This is a genomic window from Pseudomonas paracarnis (assembly GCF_904063055.1).
GTDB lineage: Bacteria > Pseudomonadota > Gammaproteobacteria > Pseudomonadales > Pseudomonadaceae > Aquipseudomonas > Aquipseudomonas paracarnis.
The window spans coordinates 293,984-315,349 of the sequence record NZ_CAJFCN010000001.1 but is presented as its reverse complement, the minus strand read 5'-3'; the positions used below and the strand labels follow the sequence as shown (position 1 = coordinate 315,349).

Genomic DNA, 21,366 nt, shown 5'->3' with positions numbered 1-21,366 from the left:
CCTGGGCCTGCAAGGAGTGCTCGCTTGAGCAATGTCGTAAACCACCGTTCCGGCCTGATGTTCGCGTTATGCCTGGGCACCGCATCGCTGTCAGCCGCGCCGCTGGACGAAGCACTCAAGCCCTTGCCGGCGGTTCCAATACTGGACCCTGCCAAGGTTGAATTGGGTCGCCAACTGTTCAACGAGCCGCGTTTGTCGGTCAACAACACCTTGTCCTGCGCGAGCTGTCACCAACTGACCAGCGGCGGCGCCGACAACAAGCCATTCTCCATTGGCTTTGACGGCAAACCGGTGCAGATCAACACCCCGTCCGTGTTCAACGCCAGCCTGAACTTCAAACAGTTCTGGAACGGTCGGGTGGACACGCTGGAGGCCCAGGTCGAGCAGGTGGTGATCAGCCCGGTGGAAATGGGCAGCGACTGGAAAACCGTGGTGCGCAACCTGTCTGCCCTGCCCGCCTACCAGAACGCGTTCGAACAGGCCTATCCCGATGGCGTCACCGCTTCCAATGTGCAAAATGCCCTGGCCACCTACGAGCGCACGCTGCTGACACCCAACTCGCGGTTTGACCAATACGTGCTGGGCAACACCGATATCCTGACCCGCCAGGAAAAATACGGCTACCAACGCTTCAAGGATTACGGCTGCATCGCCTGTCACCAGGGCGTGAACATTGGCGGCAATATGTTCCAGAAGTTCGGCGTGATGGGCGACTACTTCAAGGCCCGCGGCAACCCGCTGGAATCAGACCTGGGGCGCTACCTGCTGACCCAGGATGAAGAGGACCGCCATGTGTTCAAGGTGCCCAGCCTGCGCAATGTGGCCGTCACGGCGCCGTACTTCCACGACGCCTCGGCCAAGACCCTTGAAGAGGCGGTTGACGTAATGTTCAAGTACCAGTTGGGGCGCAACCCGTCCCAGGAAGACAAGGACCTGATTATCCAGTTTCTCAAGACCCTGACCGGTGAATGGGCGGGCAAGCCGTTATGAGACCCTTGTCACGCCGACGCACCAGTCAGATCCTGCTAGGCCTCATCACCCTGCTCCTGGCCTCCACCCTGGTGTTTTTGTACCTCAAGTCTTCACGCGACCAGACAGCCACTTATACCCAGTCGCGCGACTTGATCCGCCAACTCCAGCAGCTCAATGCCCAGTGGGACAGCGAAGTACTCAAGGCCCGCATCGCGATCACCCACAACTACGACCCACTGGTCACACCGCTGACCGAAATGACCCGCATCGGCGCTGAACTGGAGAGCCGCGACACCTACCACAGCGCTGCCGACCTGCCCGGTTGGCAAGCCAGCCATGCGGCGTACCTGACGGCCATCGAGGAAAAAGCCCGGCTCGTCGACCAGTTCAAATCCCACAACGCAGTGCTGCGTAACTCATTGGCTTTTTTGCCGACGGCCGAAGACGACATCCAGGCCCAATTCAACAGCATGACCGACGAAGGCCGCCTGCAACTGCAAAGCGTGGCCACCGACACTTACGACCTGCTGCTCAGCAGCCTGGAGTTCGCCCAAGTCACCAGCGACGAACGTGCCGCCGATATCCTGGTGGGCCTGGGCAAGCTGGCCATCAACCAACAGAGCCTGCCCAGCGAGTTCCAGGCACCGGTGGAGATTCTCAGCAATCATATTTCGCTGATCCTGCGCGAACAGCCACTGGTCAACAGCCTGCTCGAGCGGATTGCCGCCGTACCGGTGGCCGAACACCTCGATGACCTGACCACTCACCTCAATCAGGACCAGCAGGCCACTGACCTCATCGATCATCAGTACCATCGCTACCTGCTGATCTTCTCGACCTTGCTGGTGGTGTTACTGCTTTATCTGGCGGTGCGCCTGCTGCGCAGCTTCGCCGAGATCAACCGCGTCAACCGCGCGTTGCAGGCCGCCAACGAAACCCTGGAGCAACGGGTGGAGCGGCGCACGCAACAGCTCAAGGATGCCCAGAGCGAGCTGATGGACAGCGCCCGCCAGGCCGGCATGGCGGAGATCGCCACCAACGTGCTGCACAACGTCGGTAACGTGCTCAACAGTGTGAACATCTCCGCCGACCTGGTCAGCCGCAAGTTGCGCAGCAGCAAGGCGCTCGGCCTGGGCAAGGCCATGCAACTGATCAACGCTCACCAAGGCGACCTGGGTACCTTCCTTACCGAGGATGAAAAGGGCAAGTTGCTGCCGGGCTATCTGAACCAGTTGGTCGAAGCGATTGCCACCGAACAGCAAGGCATGAGCGATGAGCTGGCGCAGTTGAGCAAAAGCGTGGACCACATCAAGGACATCGTCTCGACCCAGCAATCCTATGCGGGTGCGTCTACCTTGCTGGAGCCGGTCAATATCAGCGCCTTGATGGATGACGCCCTGCGCATGAACGCCGGCGCGCTGAGCCGTCACCATGTCACTGTTGTGAAGGCGTACGCCCCGGTGCCGGAGATATTGGCGGACAAGCACCGGTTACTGCTGATCATGGTCAACCTGATCAGCAATGCCAAATACGCCATGGACAAACTGTCTGAGCGGCCACGGCAAATCACCCTGGCGGTGGAATCGGTAGGCGATGAGACCCTGAAGATCAGTGTGAAGGACGATGGCGAAGGCATACCGCCCGAGAACATGGCACGCATCTTCACCCACGGTTTTACCACCCGCAAGGAAGGCCACGGCTTCGGCCTGCACAGCTGCGCCCTGGCCGCAGTGGAAATGAACGGCCAGCTCAGCGCCCACAGCGACGGGCCGGGCCTTGGCGCCGTCTTCACCTTGACCATCCCCCTGACCCTTGCCGGAAGCAGCTCATGAACCAACCTCCCAACCGGCGCATCCTGCTGATCGATGACACACCGTCCATCCATGAGGATTTTCGCAAGATCCTGATGCCCGACGAAGCCTCAACCGAAGCGCTGGATGAGATGGAGTCGGCACTGTTTGGCGACGCGGCCAAACCTCAAGCCCAGGCATTCGAACTGCACGGCGCTTATGGCGGCGAAGAAGGCCTGGGCTTGCTGACCAGCGCCATGGCGCAAGAGCGCCCCTATGCGTTGGCCTTCGTTGACATGCGGATGCCACAGGGTTGGGACGGCGCCAAGACCATTGAAGAACTGTGGAAAGTCGCCCCCGACCTGCAAGTGGTGGTGTGCACCGCCTACTCGGACTATTCCTGGGATGACCTGTTGTTTCGCCTGCACGCCCACGACCGCCTGCTGATCCTGAAAAAGCCGTTCGACAACATTGAAGTCCAGCAAATGGCCAACACCCTGGCCAACAAATGGGACATGGCGCGCCGCGCTTCCCTGCAAACCTCGCAGTTGGAGCGGTTGGTGGAAGAACGCACCCAAGCGCTGCAACTGGAAATTGAAGAGCGCAAGCTCCTGGAAAGCCAACTGGTGCAGTCGGAAAAACTCGCCTCACTGGGGCAACTCGCGGCCGGTGTCGCCCATGAGATCAACAACCCGGTGGGCTTTATTTCCTCCAACCTCAGCACCCTCGACAGCTACTTCAAGCAGCTGCAACAGATGCTCGATGCCTACCAGCGCAGCGAAGCGCACATCGGGGCGCCAGAACATCGCGAACCGCTCACGGCATTGCGCAACGAGCTGGACCTGGATTTTCTCAAGGACGACATTCCGATCCTGATCCGCGAATCCAAGGACGGCATCGGCCGTGTGGTGCAAATCGTCAAGGACCTGAAGAACTTCTCACGGGTGGATAACGACCAGACCTGGCAATTCGCCAACCTGCAGCAAGGCATCGATTCGACGCTGAACATCGTCGCCAGCGAACTCAAGTACAAGGCCGATGTGGTCAAGCACTACACGCCGCTGCCGGAAATCGAATGCCTGGCCTCCCAACTCAACCAGGTGGTGATGAACCTGGTGATCAACGCCGCACAAGCCATGGGCCCTGAGCGCGGCACCATTACCATCAGCAACGGAGTGGAAGGCGAAAACGTGTGGCTGGAAGTCGCAGACAACGGCTGTGGGATTGCCCCCGACACCGTGCAGAAGATTTTCGACCCGTTCTTCACCACCAAGCCGGTGGGCGAAGGGACGGGGTTGGGGTTGTCGTTGTCCTACGGGATCGTCAAGAAACACCGTGGCGATATCAGCGTCAGCAGTGAGGTAGGCAAGGGTACGAAGTTTCGGGTAGTACTGCCGATTCGGCAGACGGCGGCGTAGGGCACGCCGCCGAATCATGCTCATGCGTCAGCTTTTTTCGGGCTCGACCCAAACGATGCAAAACGCTTGTTGAACCCGGCAATCCGGCCTTCGGCCTGGGTCTTGCGCTGCTGACCGGTGTAGACCGGGTGCGAGGCGCTGGAGACGTCCAGCGGGATGTAGGGATAGGTGTTGCCGTCGCTGTGCTTATGGGTGCGATCACTGTCGGCGGTGGAACCGATGAGGAAGAACACGTCGGCGGCAGTGTCGTGGAACAGCACGGTGCGGTAGTCGGGGTGGATACCAGCTTTCATGAGGCCTCCGGGGCGTCTGGGTGCGGTTGATTTGTTATACAGTAACACAACATCAAGCATCCAAACGAGAACCTTTTGCAATAAGGTTAGGCTTGTTGCGTCTAGTAAGCCGATGCTGAGAGCCGCCCGAAACTATCAATGCTGACAAGGGTTGAACCGAATCAAGCGCCGACAGATGTCTATCCCAGGCCAGTCTGTCCCACCCGCGTTGCCAAACTGAATATTCCCACAGGTTGTCTATGGTTTCCTGACAGGCGCAGAATGGCGGATCGACCTGAAGAGTCCGAACCCAAGGAAACCGTATGAGCCTGTCCTTGTTAAGCCGCTACGCCTTCTTTGCTGTGTGCGTCATTTTCACCCTCGCCACCCTCCCCTTTATCGAACATGAATGGCTGTGGCCGATCACGCTGGTCACCGGCGTACTCAGCCTGATCGGCATTGTCGACCTGCTGCAAAGCCCCCATGCGGTGCGCCGTAACTATCCGATCCTGGGCAATATCCGTTACCTGGTAGAAACCATCCGCCCGGAAATCCGCCAGTACCTGCTGGAGTCCGACAGCGACGCCCTGCCCTTCTCCCGCGCCCAGCGCTCGCTGGTGTATTCGCGCGCCAAGAACGAAACGGCGGACAAACCCTTCGGCACCCTGATTGACGTGTACCAGTCAGGCTTTGAATTTATCGGCCACTCCATGCGCCCTGCGCCACTGAGCGACCCCAGCAGCTTTCGCGTGATGGTCGGCGGCCCGCAGTGTGCACAGCCATACTCGGCGTCGGTGTTCAATATCTCGGCCATGAGTTTCGGCTCATTGAGCGCCAACGCGATCCGGGCACTCAACCACGGCGCCAAGCTCGGCAACTTTGCCCATGACACCGGCGAAGGCAGCATCAGCCCCTATCACCGAGAAAACGGCGGCGACCTGACCTGGGAACTGGGCAGCGGTTACTTCGGCTGCCGCACCAGCGACGGCCGTTTCGACCCCGAACGCTTCGCCGTGCAGGCCCAGAACCCGCAAGTGCGCATGATCGAAATCAAGATGAGCCAAGGTGCCAAGCCCGGCCATGGCGGGATCCTGCCCAAGCACAAGGTCACCCAGGAAATCGCCGATACGCGCGGCATCATGATGGGCGAAGACTGCATATCACCGTCACGCCACAGTGCGTTCTCCACGCCCATCGAGCTGATGCAATTCATCGCCCAATTGCGCGAACTGTCCGGCGGCAAACCGGTGGGCTTCAAGTTCTGCCTGGGCCACCCGTGGGAATTCATGGGCATCGCCAAGGCCATGCTCGAAACCGGCATCCTTCCGGATTTTATCGTGGTGGACGGCAAGGAAGGGGGCACCGGCGCCGCCCCCGTGGAGTTCACCGACCATATTGGCGTGCCACTGCGTGAAGGCTTGCTGTTCGTGCACAACACCCTGGTGGGCCTGAACCTGCGCGACAAGATCAAGCTGGGTGCCAGCGGCAAGATTGTCAGTGCGTTCGACATCGCCAGCGTCCTGGCCATCGGCGCCGACTGGGCCAACTCGGCGCGTGGTTTCATGTTCGCCATTGGCTGCATTCAGTCGCAGTCATGCCACACCAACAAATGCCCGACTGGCGTCGCCACCCAAGACCCGCTGCGCCAACGCGCGCTGGTGGTGCCGGACAAGGCCCAGCGCGTGTTCAACTTCCACCGCAACACGCTGCACGCCCTGGCAGAAATGCTCGCCGCCGCCGGGCTGGAGCATCCGTCGCAGTTGTCGGCCAAGCATTTGGTACGTCGGATGTCGGCGACGGAGATCAAGCTGTTCTCTCAGTTGCATGTGTTCCTCAAGCCTGGGGAGTTGCTCACCGGTGAAGTGAATGGCGAGTTCTATTCGCGCATGTGGCAGATGGCGCGGGCGGACAGTTTCGAGCCTCATGAAACCGCAGCAGCCTGAAGGACGCCTGCCATGCTGAAAGTCATCGCTGAGGACTTTATCAAGCCCGAACATGTGGAAACCGTGCGCCCCTGGTACGCCGAACTGGTGGAAAAAACCCGCCAGGAACCGCTGTGCATTGCCTACGACTTGTTTGTCGATCAAAAAGACCCCGGGCACTTCATTTTTATCGAGCAATGGCCGGATCAAGCGGCGCTGGATGCGCACTGCCAGACCGAGCACTTCACCCGGTTGGTGCCCCAGATCAATGAGCATCAAGCCAAGCCATGCCGGGTCTTGTTGATGGACGCTTTCTGACAAGACCCGCCGCCTGCTGAACCGGACCACCGACGGCATCGTTGAAACAAGGAGATTCACATGCCGTTATTGGACTTCGTCGCTATCGCCGCGCAACTGCCCGACAGTTGGACATCCACACGTCTGGGCCAGGTTGGCCCGGCGCGGATCAAAGTACTGCGCATGGATGAACAGGCGTACGAGGAAGAGACCCACGACTACAACGAAGGGTTGTTGGTGATCAGCGGGTACTTGCACCTGCGCATCGGTGATCAAGCCATCAGGGTGGACGCCGGCCAGATGTACCTGGTGGAAGCCGGCACTGCCCACGGTGTGCTCATAGGCAGCCAGGGCACCCTGGTGATCATTGATCTCTAGAGACATTCAGTAATACCCAGCCTTTGCAATTGCTTACAAATACCGCCAACCTGCGCCCGCCCTACGTGCGGCGACGCCCACGCTCACCTATCGTCAATCAACTACTTGTTCAAGAGCCCGCTGCCATGCTGAACGGACGCGACCCGCGCATCGATTTTTTTCGGGGCCTGGCGTTGATCTTCATTTTCTGGGATCACGTGCCTCACAACCCCCTGGCCAATGTCACCGTGCAGAATTTCGGCTTCAGTGACGCCGCCGAAATCTTCGTGTTCCTGGCCGGCTACGCGGCGGTGCTGGCCTACGGCAAGATCCTGCTGCGCGACGGCTACGTGTTTGCCTGCGTGAAGGTCCTGCGCCGGGTATGGACGCTTTACGTGGTGCATATTTTCCTGTTGGCGTTGTTGATGGGCATCGTGATTTTTGCCAACAGCCATATCGAAACCCGCGATCTGGTGCAGGAGATGGGCCTCGAGTATTTCCTCACTCACACCCAGCAGGCCCTGCTCGATGAGCTGTTGCTGCGCTTCAAACCCAACCTGACCGACCCATTGCCGCTGTATATCGTGCTGATGATGAGCCTGCCCATTACCCTGCCGCTGCTGGTGCGAGCGCCCACGCTGATGGTGGCGATATCGTTAGCGGTGTATCTGCTGGCGCCTTGGCAAGGCTGGAACCTGCCGGCCAGCAACGGCGGCGTGTGGTACTTCAACCCTGTCACCTGGCAATGCCTGTTTATCCTCGGCGGTGCGTCGGCCTTGCGTTCGCCAGGCCCGGTCGATGCACGCCCGCTGCTGCGCCAACCGCTATTGGTGGCCGCTGCGGTCTACGTGTTGGTGACCTGCGTGATCACCTTGTCGTGGCGCTGGCCCGAGGTGCACGACGCCTGGATGCCGAGGGCGATTGGCGAATGGCTGTACCCGATCAGCAAGACTGACCTGTCCCCCGTGCGCCTGCTGCACTTCCTGGCCTTGGCCTACGTCACCGCCAAACTCCTTCCCGATGTCGGCTGGACGCAACAGTGGCTGGCCCGACAACTGGCGCGGATGGGGCGTTATTCACTGGAAGTGTTTTGCCTGGGGGTGGTGTTGGCACCGTTGGCCGATATGCTCAATGCCATGGCCGGCGACTCCCTGGCGATCAAGCTGACCACGGCCCTGGCAGGGGCGGCGCTGATGGCGGCACTCGCGGGGTGGCTGGACGTGAATAAGCAACTGAACCAACGCGCCGCCGCCCGCGCCGCATCGCTACATAGTTAGCCACGGCGCCCATCAGCGGGATGGTTCCATTGCCCTTCCACCTCACCGTGAAAGGAAATGGCGCCATGCCCACCCAGTTACTGCTCAACGGTTTATCCGGGACCTTGCAAGACAGCGAGTCCTGGAACCGGCAACAAGCCCTGGCAATGATCCGCGACACCGTCGCCCAGACCCTGGCCAGCCTCACGCCCCCCCAACAACGTGAGTATGTGAAGCTGCAGCGCGAGGCACATCGCGCACTCATGGCGGTGGAAGCCGCCAACAACACCCTGATCAGCACCTTCAAGGCGCAGGGCCTGGCACGCCTGAGGGCGAAGGTCGGCGGCCAGGATCCAGAAAAAATCTACCTGCACACACGCTATCTGGAACCGGTCTCGCCGCCCCTCCCGTGGGAGCCCCGTGCCAGCACGGTCAACGGCCTGAACCCCAAGCGCTTTCGCAGGGCGTATGACGAATGGAAATACCGGCCGCACCTGTCGACGATGTCATTGTGGGAAGCCGCGTGCCTGAACTTCAGTTTCGCCACCCAGACGCGCCAGGCTTCCGGCCACACATTCGTCGACGCTTCCTACCTGTCCGGCAGCCACGACAAGTCGCTGACGGTGGAGTCGTTTATCGCGATCACCCGCGAGCTGGACCTGGGCGGCGCGCTGCAAGCAACCCTCAATGCGCAGTTGCGCCCGGACGGCAACCTGCATGCCCTGTTGCGCACCAGTGCACGCGCCTGCCTGCGCTTCGAGGCCCTAGAAGCCTATCGCAATCGCCGCAGCTCTGGCCTGACCCTTGGGCTTTACAACACGTTGATCGAGGCCATCGACAAGGATGAAACGGTCCAGCACATTGAGCAATTGGCACTGAGCAAACCGTCAGGTGTGTTTCCGCAGGTCACCCTCACGCCGCCCGCCAGCGCTGTTCCATTGCCGCTGCTGCTGATTCCGGTCGCCAGCCTTGGAGTAGTCTCCTACTTCCCTTTCCGCCCCGGTGGCGCGCTGCGTTTCCATCCCGATGCACGCAGCGCCCATGCCCAATTTCTGGCGCAACTCAAAGAAAGCCATCGCAAACACGACCTGGGCTGGTTTTCTCGCCAGTTGCCGATCACCGAACTCAACGAGTTCAAACGCCTGTTGTACGCGCAAGAGCGCCCCGAGGGTTTGTCTGCCGCTGCCGCTTTTCTGTACGACAGCCTGCACTACCTGTTCCCCGAGCACACGCTGGCTGACCTGCGCTTCACACCCGTGCCCAAGAGCCCGCGTCCCGTTTCAGTGGTCGACACTTTGACCGCCTCGATGGTGCAACAATTGCAGTCCAACCTGGCCACATTGGCCAATACCCGTACGGACCGCGACGTGCAAGCCGTCATCGATGGCGCCGCCGCGATTGCCGCCGAAGTCCTGGAATTGTTGCTGACGCCTGTACCGGGCGGCGTCACCGGCTTGAACCGGGTCATGCAAGTGGCGGTATTCGGCAGCCTGGCCCACAGCGTCACGCAGGGCGTCAACGAAGCGCTCAAGGGCGAGGCCAGTACCTTTGCCGCCGCGATAGGTGACGTCGCCGACCTGGCAATCAGCGGCCTGCTGATCTCTACCGCCGGCCGAGTACATCGTCGCCGCATGAACCAGTTGCTCCAGCAACTGGGCAACCCGCGCAAAGTCACGCGCAACGATGGCAGCCCTGCGCTGTGGAAACCCGACATCAGCCCCTACGCGATCCTCGACCAGCACCTGCTCAACGGCCAGATAGCCAATGCCCAGGGGATCTATTCGCTCAGGGGCAAACAGTACGTGTGGCTTCAAGCGGCCGAGCAAAAACACGTGGTGGAGGTGGGCTACGACAACCGCCTGATGCGCTTTGTGCTCAAGAACGACCACCAGGGCGGCTTTGCCCCACCGATTGTGTTCACCCCGCACCTGGACGCGTGGACGCTGGACCTGCAAAACGCACACACCCTGTCCAACGTGCAATTGGCCGAACGCATGCTGCCCAATGGCGCTGCCGCCGTGCCCATTGAGTCCATGGAAAACCTGCTGCGCAGCACGGCCACCAGCCGCAGTACCCTGGATGGTATCTGGGCAGGCCAGCCGACGCCGGTCAACCTTACCGAAGGGGTGCGTCGACTGCAGGCCGACCGTGTGATCGAACAACTCATCCACACCTTTCATCGACGCGGCCACATGCCGCCCCACGCCGACGGTGCCGTGCTGTGCCTGCTGACTCAATTACCGGAGTGGCCGGCGGGCGCGGCAATCAATGTGTATGACGGCCAAGGCAATCTGAGCGAAACCTACAGCGCCAGTGAGCAGACGACCACGGCCATTAATATCAAGCGGCGCGACGATGGCCGCTACGCGGGGCTTGATGATCCTGCTGACAGCGAAACGACGAGGCAGGCACTGTTTGAGCTGATCCTGCGTCAGCAACCCGCCGGTTCCGTATTGGGCAAGGCCGGTAGCCCGCTGCTCAACAATACCCAGCGTATCGCCCGCTTGCGCCTGCAAATCAGCGCCCTGGCCCAGGCCCGACGTGCCGACCTGTTCAACGCCATGACTCGTTTCGCCGGTTACGCCCGCCACGAAATGCCTGCGGACCATCCGGCCCGTTCGCTTGTACCCACCAGGGTGGCTCAACCGCTGGTAGCGATCACGCCATTGCTGCGAAAACTGCACGAACGCTATCCCCCGCTCACGCCAGCCAACCTGGCACAACTGCTTAAGCAACACCCACTGACCTCAGAGCAGCAAGCACGCTTTTTACAGGACGCCACCCTGCCACCCACAGTCCATCAAGGGCTGGAACAACACCGCATCGCGTTGCGTCTCGATGCCGCCATCGACGGCCTGTACCATTCGCGCCCGTTCAATCCAGACAACGACCAGTGGGCCCGGGAGTTTGCATCCAGCCTGCTACGCACGCGGCTCAACCGCGCTTTCGTAGTGACCGAGGTCGTCGATGGCGTTATCACCCGGCCCTATGTCTCGACGGGGCCCGATGACACCACCGTTGAACTGCGCCATTACGGCGAAGGCCGCTACGAAGCGTATGACATGCGCAACGGCGGCACCATTCCTGTATCGCCCACCACCGACAGTTTTTACCTGGCCATTGCCTCGGTGCTGCAACCTCACGAACGCACCCAATTGGGCATGACCGCCGACACCGATGCCAAGGGCCTGCGCAAAACCCTGGGCGACCTGATGAGCGAACGGCGCGGCCCCGAAGGTGTCAGCCTGCTCAACGGTTCTCTGGGGCAGTACGAACAGAATGTGCTGCTGCCGGCGCACGTGCAGGCCAACGCCGAGGGCATCTATCAATGGCGAGACCAGCAGTTGATTGCCCTCTACGGCTCGCTGTATCCGATCACATTCGATCAACAAGTGCTCAAGTGGCGGCTCAAGCATCCGCAGAAAGTCGGCGTCGATACACCACGGCTCGAACACAATGGCCACGGTGCCTGGCGCTTGGCCAGCGAAGACCCGCTTAGCTGGGATGACCATGCATTGCTCTATCGCCTGGGCCCGCAAGAGCTCCACATCGACCGGCCAACCTCGGCACGCATCCTCGCCATCACCGATACCCCGGCTCGGGCCCTGCGTGAAGTGCACAGCGCCGGCCTGCCGCCACCGCCGCTGCTTGCCGATACCCGTAAGCGGGTGGCTATCGAGCGGCAAATCCTGCACTTCATCGAGGCCATGCGCACGGCGTCAGCCCGCCACAACGCCCGCCCGACCCTGCAATTGATGTTGCTGAGCCTGCTGCCGGGCTGGCCTGAGACCCATGTGTTGCAAGTGGTGGGCAGACAACGCCAAGTACTGGCGCAATACCCGGCCAGGGTCAAAAACCCCATAGAGAAGATCTTGATTTCAGAAGCCGACGCCCGAGGGCCGACGCCGCTGCACGATGCGGCACTCAATGACACCCTGGTCCAGGCACTGCTGGGGGAACTGCCAGGCACCGTGCAAGAACGCCAGTTCAAGTTGGCAAAGAAAATCGCCGAGTACGCCTACCAGGAACGGGCCCAGTTGTTCGAGCAGTTTTACACGCAAAGCGAACAGCCCGGCACACTTCTGGAGACGCGCCTGAAAGCTCAGCATCCCCATCTGCCCGTCAGTGCCGTCAGGGCCATCCTCGGCCAGGCCACGCTCAAAGAACAGCGCCAGCTCCAGGACAAGGATCAGGTCGGCCTGCGCCTGGCCGAACAAGCCCGGCTGACCGCCAACGACCTGCGCCTCAACCGTGCGTATGAAGGCCTGTACCTGACCACCCTGATGAACCCCGACAGCGACTCCATCATCCTGCACTTGCTCAAAACCCTTCCGGGCTGGCCTGCACAATTGCGCCTGGATGTTCACTCTGAACGCGACCCGGGGCGCCTGCTCGAGAGCGGCGGTAATCTGAACGGCACCGATCGCCGCTCACTTATCCGGGAGGGTGGGCGTTACCGTGCGCTCGACGCACAAGGCCGTTCACTCCACGATCCGGCAGACAGTACCTGTGACCTGTTGAGCGCGATTATCCTGCTGCTGTCGACACGCGAATGCGAGGCCTTGGGCGTGGCTGACCGGCTGGACCCAACGGCGCTGCAGGCGCGTATCGTCGACCTGGCGCTCAACCAGCGGGTGTCGATCAAACGGTTGCTCGACCTGCCCCATATTCCGCCATGGCTGCAGCCGCCCATGCAGGTAAACAGCTCGTTCGTGGTGTACCCGCTTTCGCTGCAAAACCTGTGGCCAGCCCGCCCCCTTCGGTCGCCAGACCTGATCAGCAAAGTCCAGGCGCTCTACCCCAGCCTCAATGCGATGCACGCCGGTGATCTGATCGACTCACTGGGCCTGTCACAACCCGCCCTGCTGCTGGAACTGGAACGGCGCAGAGTCGAATACGCCAGCCTGGATTACGGTTTGACCCGGTGGGCAGAAACCCCGCAGCCCATTGACGACTCTGCCACCGACCCCTTGGGGCTGAACATGGGCCGGCGGCGCCACCTGGCCCAGCACATTCGTCGGGCCTGGCGCCGGGAAACCTGGCGCGGCCATATCCACGGCCAGTTCGATACGCACTGTATGATCCTGCGTCTGGATGACAACAACCTGCCCGACGCCGACTTCATCCTGGGAACACGGGGCTTTGAACACATTGAATACCTGAACATCTCGGGCAATGCTTTCCCGCCCACCGGCAACGCCTTTCTGAGTCGCTTTTCCAATCTGCGTACGCTGAATATCGATTGCCTGCTCAACGAGCTGCCCGTCGAAATCACCCAGATGCGCCAGCTGCAAATTCTGAATCTGGGTGGCAACAACATCACCTTGACCGAGGAGGCTCGCCAACGCTTGGGGCAAATGACGGCGTTGCAGGAGTTGAACCTGAACGACAACCCGTTGCGCCTGGCTCCGGACGTCAGCGCCATGGAGCGTTTACGAATCCTCAACCTGCGTAACACCCAGCTCGATCAATGGCCCGCCGGAGCTGAAAGCAGGCCTCTCCTGACCCAACTGCTGCTGCAGGAGAATCAACTGACGACGTTACCGCCGACCCTGTTCCAATCCGATCGAAGGGTCCGCTCCAGCCGCAATATCAATTTGCATGACAACCCGCTGAATGCCGAGTCCCTGGCATTGATAGGTGAATACCGCCTGCGCACCGGGAACACCGCCGGTGGGCCACTACCCGGAATTGTCCATCAACTCCTCCCGGCAGATTGTTCCGATTGGTTGAGCGGCATACCGCAGGCTGAACACGCACAACGCCGCACCCTCTGGGACCAACTGCTGCAGATCGAAGAGCCCAGGCCCGATGACGCCTTTCGGGTATTCCGGGATTTGACCAGCGCTTATGCCTACCGCAATACGCATCTGCGCCCAGCACTGACCGAACGCGTCTGGAAACTGATGGAGGCCATGGGCAACTCCACTGAATTGCGCAATGAAATCTTCCTCAACACCTACCTGGCAGGCACCTGCGGCGACGGTGCGCTGTTGACCTTCATTGATATGGAAATCGCGCACCGGCGTCACCAGGCCAAGGTGCAACCCGCCACTCTGCAAGCCAGCCGCGAACTGATGGAACTGAGCATCAGCGTATTCTTCCTGCGTGAACTGGACCAATTCGCCGAGGAACATATTCTGGCGCTGCGTGCCGCTGACAAAAACCCGGACGACGTTGAAATCAAGCTTTACTTGCGCATAGCGCTGGCTCAGGAGTTCAGCCTGCCGGTAGGTCGCGAGGAAATGCTGTACTCGGTCGACAGCTGGGTCAGCGCCGCAGACGTCACCCGCGCTCGCCAGCGGCTGCAAGCGCTCAAGAACACCGACGCCGCGTACGAAGCGCTGATGACCGAACCCTTCTGGATCGAGTTCATGACGCGCCACCTGCCAGAGCCATTCACGGCCATTCGGGACACCACGCGCCACAAAATCGAAAGGCTTAATCGGGAGGAATTGGACAGACGCTCGGACGCCTACCTGGACCGGCGCCAGGCAATCATCGACGATGAAAAGGAGGAGTTGGCCTCGCTGCTGCGACAACTGACGCAAGCCATACGGGCGTCAATCACCCGGCCCTGAAAGAAAACGGCCCGCCTGCTGCGGCAGGCCGTTGCAACAGGTTAAACCGAGCGCGTTGCAGTGCTATGGGTAGCCGTTGGCTGCAATTTGAACACATGGTAAAGCACAGTCAGCAATACCAGGAACGCAGGCCCCACATACAAGGCCACGCGGGTGTCCGGGAAGTACGCCATCAGGCCCACCACCAGTACCAGGAACGCCAGCGCCAGGTAGGAGCTGACCGGGTACAGCCACATGCGGTACTTGAGGCCTGCCTGCTCGGCAGGGCTCAAACCTTTGCGGAACTTGAGCTGAGCCAGCAGGATCATCAGCCAGGTCCAGATCGCGCCGAAGGTGGCGATGGAGGTCACCCAGACGAACACCTGGTCCGGTACCAGATAGTTGAGCAATACGCCGAGCAGCAAGGCAAAGATTGACAACAGCAGCGCCTTGCGCGGCACGCCATTGCTGGAGGTCTGGCCAAAGGTAGCTGGCGCCTGGCCGTTCTGCGCCAGGCTATAGAGCATGCGCCCGGTGCTGAAGATACCGCCGTTGCAGGAGGACAGCGCGGCGGTGATCACCACGAAGTTGATGATGCCGGCAGCAGTCTTGATGCCAAGGCGCTCGAAGGTCATCACGAACGGACTGCCCTGGGTGCCGATTTCATTCCACGGGTAGATCGACAGGATCACGAACAACGCGCCGACGTAGAACAACAGGATGCGCCAGAACACCGAGCCAATGGCGCTGGGGATGGTCTTCTGCGGGTTGCGCGCCTCACCGGCGGTGAGGCCGATCATCTCGACGCCCAGGTAGGCGAACATCACCATCTGCAATGACATCAGCACGCCCTGCACGCCATTGGGCATGAAGCCGCCATGGGCCCACAGGTTGGAAATGCCCAGTGCAACGCCGTCATTGCCGAAGCCGAAGGCAATGATGCCGACGCCGCCGATTACCATGGCAATGATGGTGACGATCTTGATCAGTGCAAACCAGAATTCGAACTCACCGAAAGCCTTTACCGCGATCAGGTTGATGGTGCCCATGCTGATCAGTGCCGCCAGGGCCCAGATCCAACGCGGCGTGTCGGGGAACCAGACGCCCATGTACACCGCTACGGCGGTGATTTCCGCGACGCAGGTCACCAGCCACAGGAACCAGTAGTTCCAGCCGGTGAGAAAACCCGCCAACGGCCCGAGGTAATCCTGGGCATAGCGGCTGAACGAACCGGCCACGGGGTTGTGTACCGCCATTTCACCGAGGGCGCGCATGATCACCAGAATGGCCAGGCCACCGATGATGTACGAGAGCATGATCGCCGGGCCGGCCATTTCAATCGCCTTGGCCGAACCCAGGAACAGGCCCACACCGATGCAGGCGCCAAGCGCCATCAGGCGAATATGCCGTTCACCGAGTTCGCGTTTGAGCGGTCCGCCTTGAGCGGTCTCGCCAGGGGGCAGTGGTTTGCCGACAGGCATAGGGATACAACCTCATTTTGTTATTGGATTAAGCCACCGAGCCTGTGGTGCAGCAGCGTGTAGGCCGATACACCGGCTTGACCGGGTCTGCCTCGTGGGCAAACCCGCCTGGCGGGCGTAGGCGGCCAGGTCAGCGGGGCGTCAGTATAAAAAGCAAGCGGTAGGATATTTCACTCTATAAACACACAAATTTGGCGATATGCCCCGTAAAAAAGTCCTTGGGCGGGGGAAGTACCAGGCCTCTAAACCGGCCTTCCCAGGGTAAAACGGCGCAGAGTATTGCATAACCTGTTACCGGTTGGGCTCGCTCATCCGCCGCAGGCGCGAGCGAGCCCACCTTGGCAGTCAGTCAACACTGAAGAACAAACGCCGCGCCAACAGCCTGGAAATGCTCGCCCGTTCGATCTCCAGGGTCTGCTGTACACGGCCGGTCTGGCCGGTGCGAATCCGCGCGAACGCCTGGGCTTCGGCCTGGGCCTGGGCCTGGCGCCCGAGGCGTTCCTGTTCAGGGCTCTTAAGGTGGGCAGCGGTGTAGTGGTCGTCCGGCCCCTGGCGGTTTTCATAGTGAAAATGCGCGTAACACAGGGGCAGCCCAGTGTCCGTATCCAGCACGACATACACTTGGATAAAATCCCGGGCTTTGTCCTTGATGGGCACGCGCGCGTCTTGGCGAACGATGCGAACTTCATTGAGCCCGTGCAGAAAGTCCACGTCTTCGGCGCGACTCAACTTCAGCTTGCTCGCGCGCACCCGCGCCTCCACACCCGCTGCGTCCAACCGCAGCGCGGCGGCACGCAACTGGGTGGCACGCACTCTCGCCGTGTTTTGCTGGGTAGGCTTCAGCCGTGACGGGTTCAAGGTCAGCAGTTTCTTGTCGATATCCGCAGCGACCATCCGCCGGCTGTTGGCCTGAGCCGCCAGTAAGGCTTGCAGAGATGAAGGCTCGCATTGGCTGGCCAAGGCCTGCACCTTGAGGATGGCGATATCGACATCTTCCAACAATCGCTGGCCCTTGTTCAGCAGCGCGCCCAATTGTGGGTTGGCCGTGCGCTGGGGCGCAGGCTCAACCGGCTCCCATATGCCGTCTTCAGCCTCGGTGAAGGTGGCAAGCACACTGCCTTTGTCATCCACCAGCTCTGCCGTGCCCGCTGGCGTCTTGATGCGTGCCACATAAACATCCCGGTTACGGGTGCGGATGATCTTTTTGACCCGCGTCCCTGCTGCGCTGGGCGGCCTGGGTTGTCTGGGTTGTCTGCCGCCAGGCAACGGTGCCAGCAGATCAGCCAGTTGCCCATTGGCTTGCTGGTGCAGGTCGGCCAACAGCGCCTGCAGCTTTTCCAGGTTGGGCAAGTCAAAGGTGTCCGGTGCCATGGCTCGCCAGAACTGAATATGGTCGTCGGTCACCGCGTAGACATGACTGAGGCTTTTAAGCAGTTCGATACGCTCCTCAACAGTGGTGGTCAGGTTCTCCAATTCGGCCAGGGAGCGGCTGGCCCAACGGGCCCGATTGATCACCCGGTTCAAGCTGTCGAAAAACTCTGCTTCCAGGGGCGGCCCTTCAATGTCGATGGTGATGCCCCACAGCGTGGTGACCTGCAACGCCTGCAAATCCAGAATGGAGGGGCGCGAAGGCAGCTGTGCGTCCAGCGCCCGGGCTTTGTCACGGCCCAGGCGCGGTACGCTGTTCAACTGCTCCATATAGGCGCTTTCCAACTTGCGATTGCTGATAGCTGCGTCCTCGGCCGTCACCTGTTCGCGCATGTTTTTTTTCAGGTTGGCATGGGCCTGACGGTTAAGGTCGGAGCCGGCTTCGTCATCGGTTTCGTCTTGCAGCAGATCCAACAAAGGTTTGATCCGCCGATTGATCTGGATCATGCGCTCACGGGTGTCAGCGTCCATCAATCGCAAGGTGAGAATCAGCGACTCGAGTATTTCACACAGATTTTCCTCGTAACGGGGACGGGGCTTGATTGCCCGCAGACGCATGAGCAGTTGCAGTTCCTTCTCGGAAAACTCGACCTTGTTGCGCAGTTCCTGCTGGTAACGCTGCTCAAGCCTGGCAAGCTGTTGGGCGTCGATTATATCTTTGGACTCAACCACCAGCTTGCGCGCCACCTGCATGGCGGCAGCCGCTTTGGCACGCGAACGTCCAGCCTCACGGTACTGTTCTTCAAGGCGTGGCAGTGAAAGCTCCAGCGCCTGCAACTGAGCCTCCATCGCCGCATCGGCATTGCCGCCGACCAAGCGCAAGCGCCCATCGAAATCCCAATGCCCGTCCCCCAACGGCTTGAGCCACGGCCCTTTCTGGGCACCATCGGCGCTGATCACCCGCCACGCGCCCGACTCGTCCACCACCCGATAAAGATGCCCACGCACCAAGGCTCGCCATTGCGGCGGCGAATAAGCGGTGTCACGCAACAAGCCACGGCGCGGGCCGCTTGACTCGGCGTGGTCCCAGCCGCCTGAGAACGCGCCCAGGCTCAAGGTACGGGCCCGTGCATGTTGCGCGGCGGTCAGGGTATCGCGGGCGTTACTCCAACGGGTCGGCGAGCTGAACGTCACGGGCGGTGCGCCACGTGTGGGCACCCTGGTGGTGGCAGTGGCTCGGGCCAGGGGGGCGAACACCGGATGCTCCAGCTGCAATGGCGGTAAAGGATCATGGGGCGTGGCTTGATGGGCAAGGACAACCATCAGATTGCTTAACACGTCCATGACCGCTTTGTTCCTGACCTGTTCATCCTGGCTGGCCAAGTCCTGAATGTCTTGCTGCAGGCTGTCGATCAGTTGCACCAGCCACCCCCCCAGTTGCAAGGGCCCGCTGGCAAACGGCAGCACGCTGCCAAACAGCAGCCACCCCACCTCTTTAAGCCTGGCCCAGCGCTGCTCGGCATTCGATACCGATTGCCGATCAGCCAGAGCCACCAGGGCCTGGGCCGTGCCCTCAAAGACCAGGCTGCAAGCGTCCTCGTCGTTCAATTGTTTGCTGAGCTGGACCGGGGCAGGTTTCTCGTACAGCGTAAATTCATCACCGGGTAAAAAGCGGCGGATATGCGGTTCAAGGAAGCCGCCGTTGGCATATACCGCCTGGCGTGCCGGGGCGAGCCACGTCAGCACGTCATCCTGCAGCGGGCCGTTAGCCTTGATGGCGTCAAACAAAGCCTTGATCGACTCGAACCCTTGCAACATCGGCTTGAGCAAGGGCCGGTACAGCAGATGAACGCCAGCGTTCCCGGTAGCCGGCCCAATGATGAAGTGATTAGTGACCACATCCTGCGCAGCCTCAGGCGAAGCCTTGAATGCCAGCGGCCACAACGTCATCGCCTGGCCTTGCACCTTGCGCTCGGCAAGGCTGGCTTGCAACGCGGCCTGTACGCGGTCGACACCTTCCTGAGTCAGGCCGTGCTCACCTTTGAGTTTCAGTTCCAGCGCCAGCATCGGCAGTTGCACCCGTAACTGGCGGGTGAACAACCCTGAGCGACGACTGCGTTCCAACGGGTCATCCAGCAGTTTTTTCTTCAATAGATCCGGGTAGGCCTGGCCCACATCGGCTTTTTCCACACAACCTTGAAGCAGGCCATAGGTCAACCACTCGGGGGCTTGGGCACCCTTGAGGGTGATCTCGGTGACGGTGTGCGGGAAGCCGGCCAGGTTTTCCAGGGCCAGCTCGGTCAGGCTCACCGTGACCGGGTCGACTTCACCGGCGACAAAGCCCCCTGGGACTGGAATCGCCGCAGCGATCACGCGGTTGAAGGTCAACTGAACGTCGGCGGGCCGTACTGTTTTGGTGGCGGGTTCGGCTTGCAGGCAAGTGCGCAAGGCCCGGTCGGCAAACACCTGAATTGAATCAATCCCGTCCAGAAAATGTTGCCCGCCACTGTGCTCACGGGCCAGCACCAGCGCCTGGACCAGACGTGCGTAGGTGATGCTGTCGTCACGGTTGGCATGGACCAGCCACAACGGCAGGGCCTCACGCAGCTTGCGCTGGCCTGCACTCAGGTGCGCAACAAACCAGCGGTGGGGGTTGGTGATGTACGCAAGCAACGCTTGGTGCTGGCCCGGCGCCAGGGGCAGGTTGCGGTCGATGCGATCGATTTCCCGCAGCTGCAGCGCCAGGTAACTGGCGGCCAACGCATCGAAGGGATCGCTTTCCACGTCCTGGGCAAACCACTGCTCAGTGTCGGCGTCTTCGGGCACACAGGCCGGTAACAGCGCCGCCACATCGTCAATGCTGCCCAATGGATGAACACCGCTGGCCGGGCTGAACAGCAACGTCTGTTGCCCGTGGCTGAGGATCAGCAACGGCAACATCAGCGGCGTCGCGCCGGCCAGGAACACCGCCTGTACACGCAACGCCTCACCGTGGGCGCTCCACTCGCGGTCGGGCCGCGTCGGGTGCAGCAGGGTCTTGGGGAACAGCCGGGCAAACCCCTCGTCATTGAAACCAGGTGGTTTGCCGGCATCGTACAGCAACGTCAGCAGATCATCCGACAGGTAGCCCCAACGCGTCATCTCCACCGGCAACGCCTCACGCCACCAGGCTTGCAAGCGCTGTGCATACGCCCCCAACAACCCCGCGCCGCAGCGATTGAGCAGCGGCTCCAGCTCGCTGAGGGTCGGGCCACCGACCACAAACACTTCCCGCACGCGCTGCACCACGACGTGATAGTCCGCCACCAACAGCAAGGGCTTGCTGCTGGCCAAGCGTTGCAGCACCCACTCGGGCAAAGACCGGTAGGCCAGCGCGTCGTCGTCATCGGTCGGGGTGGCGATGTAAATCAAGCCAACCTGCCATTTTCCAGCGCCCAAATGCTCGTCCAGATAAGCCTGGACACTGTCGTTCGCGACTGTGAGCAGGCTCGGCGGCTCGCCGAACAAGGTTTGGATTTGCTCAATGGTGGCTTGGCGCGGCGAGCCTGAAGCGGTGTCGGAAAGGGTCATGGCAGAGCTCTATGATGGTTTAAATCACGAACGCTACCCGCTGCCATCCTGGCGACGCGGTAGTTATCTACCCTCCCGTCTGACGACTCGATCTTTAGCGCCC

General features: G+C 61.0%; 11 protein-coding genes. 8 read left to right on the top strand and 3 right to left on the bottom strand.

All coding sequences use genetic code 11. From position 1 onward, the window contains the following. Nucleotides 1-57: 57 nt before the first annotated feature. Genes JMV15_RS01365 through JMV15_RS01355 form a run of 3 tightly spaced genes read left to right on the top strand, consistent with a single transcriptional unit; the run spans nucleotide 58 to nucleotide 4,180 of the window. Nucleotides 58-990: a cytochrome-c peroxidase gene (locus tag JMV15_RS01365; RefSeq protein WP_408003961.1), complete on the top strand. Its 933-nt coding sequence runs from the start codon at nucleotides 58-60 to the stop codon at nucleotides 988-990. Further along, the gene (locus JMV15_RS01360) at nucleotides 987-2,804 is read left to right on the top strand and encodes a DAHL domain-containing protein (RefSeq protein ID WP_060767101.1); all 1,818 of its coding nucleotides are present in this window, start codon (nucleotides 987-989) and stop codon (nucleotides 2,802-2,804) included. Before JMV15_RS01365 ends, JMV15_RS01360 begins: the two co-directional genes overlap by 4 nt. Then, nucleotides 2,801-4,180: an ATP-binding protein gene (locus JMV15_RS01355; RefSeq protein ID WP_014717109.1), complete on the top strand. Its 1,380-nt coding sequence runs from the start codon at nucleotides 2,801-2,803 to the stop codon at nucleotides 4,178-4,180. The genes JMV15_RS01360 and JMV15_RS01355 overlap by 4 nt, the downstream gene beginning before the upstream one ends. A 20-nt stretch (nucleotides 4,181-4,200) precedes the next feature. On the opposite strand, the gene JMV15_RS01350 is transcribed toward JMV15_RS01355, so the two are convergent. Next, nucleotides 4,201-4,473 carry a type B 50S ribosomal protein L31 gene (locus JMV15_RS01350; RefSeq protein WP_014717108.1) on the bottom strand — a complete coding sequence of 91 codons (273 nt, stop codon included), beginning with the start codon at nucleotides 4,471-4,473 and terminating at the stop codon, nucleotides 4,201-4,203. Between the two features lie 302 nt (nucleotides 4,474-4,775). Between JMV15_RS01350 and JMV15_RS01345 the strand changes: the two genes are divergently transcribed. The 5 genes from JMV15_RS01345 to JMV15_RS01325 all read left to right on the top strand — a co-directional run bounded on the left by JMV15_RS01345 (nucleotide 4,776) and on the right by JMV15_RS01325 (nucleotide 14,865). Continuing rightward, nucleotides 4,776-6,395 carry an FMN-binding glutamate synthase family protein gene (locus JMV15_RS01345; RefSeq protein WP_201491235.1) on the top strand — a complete coding sequence of 540 codons (1,620 nt, stop codon included), beginning with the start codon at nucleotides 4,776-4,778 and terminating at the stop codon, nucleotides 6,393-6,395. A gap of 12 nt (nucleotides 6,396-6,407) precedes the next feature. Next, nucleotides 6,408-6,692 (top strand): putative quinol monooxygenase, encoded by a 285-nt coding sequence (locus JMV15_RS01340; RefSeq protein ID WP_014717106.1) that lies wholly within the window; start codon nucleotides 6,408-6,410, stop codon nucleotides 6,690-6,692. Nucleotides 6,693-6,752: 60 nt separating this feature from the next. Continuing rightward, nucleotides 6,753-7,049: a cupin domain-containing protein gene (locus tag JMV15_RS01335; RefSeq protein ID WP_014717105.1), complete on the top strand. Its 297-nt coding sequence runs from the start codon at nucleotides 6,753-6,755 to the stop codon at nucleotides 7,047-7,049. A gap of 125 nt (nucleotides 7,050-7,174) precedes the next feature. After that, a complete protein-coding gene (locus JMV15_RS01330; protein ID WP_102666051.1) occupies nucleotides 7,175-8,305 on the top strand; it encodes an OpgC family protein in 1,131 nt (376 codons plus the stop codon). A 65-nt stretch (nucleotides 8,306-8,370) separates the two neighbouring features. Continuing rightward, entirely contained in the window at nucleotides 8,371-14,865 is a 6,495-nt protein-coding gene (locus JMV15_RS01325) for an NEL-type E3 ubiquitin ligase domain-containing protein (protein WP_201491234.1), read from the top strand. Nucleotides 14,866-14,906: 41 nt separating this feature from the next. On the opposite strand, the gene JMV15_RS01320 is transcribed toward JMV15_RS01325, so the two are convergent. Beyond that, nucleotides 14,907-16,325 (bottom strand): amino acid permease, encoded by a 1,419-nt coding sequence (locus tag JMV15_RS01320; protein ID WP_014717102.1) that lies wholly within the window; start codon nucleotides 16,323-16,325, stop codon nucleotides 14,907-14,909. Nucleotides 16,326-16,670: 345 nt separating this feature from the next. Then, nucleotides 16,671-21,263 carry a coiled-coil domain-containing protein gene (locus JMV15_RS01315; RefSeq protein ID WP_201491233.1) on the bottom strand — a complete coding sequence of 1,531 codons (4,593 nt, stop codon included), beginning with the start codon at nucleotides 21,261-21,263 and terminating at the stop codon, nucleotides 16,671-16,673. Nucleotides 21,264-21,366: the final 103 nt, after the last annotated feature.